The organism is Pseudoalteromonas sp. SG43-1 (assembly GCF_014164415.1).
Classification (GTDB): domain Bacteria; phylum Pseudomonadota; class Gammaproteobacteria; order Enterobacterales; family Alteromonadaceae; genus Pseudoalteromonas; species Pseudoalteromonas distincta.
Genome location: NZ_JACJFD010000105.1, coordinates 1 through 221, shown reverse-complemented (window position 1 = coordinate 221; position 221 = coordinate 1). Strand labels below are relative to the sequence as shown.

1 rRNA gene is annotated in these 221 nt (G+C 48.9%); it reads left to right on the top strand.

Annotation, left to right across the window (positions count from 1 at the left end):
- A 23S ribosomal RNA gene (locus H5159_RS21280) occupies positions 1 to 221 on the top strand; the annotation flags it as partial.

Sequence of the window (221 nt, the reverse complement as noted above, 5' to 3'; positions counted from 1 at the left end):
ATTGCGATGGGGGGACGGAGCAGGCTAAACAAGCATGGCGTTGGTAGTCCATGTGAAAGTGAGTAGGTTGGCGACTTAGGTAAATCCGGGTTGCTGTTAAGACTGAGACACGAGACGAGTCACTAAGGTGATGAAGTTGTTGATGCCATACTTCCAGGAAAAGCCTCTAAGCTTCAGATTATATGGAATCGTACCCCAAACCGACACAGGTGGTCAGGTAG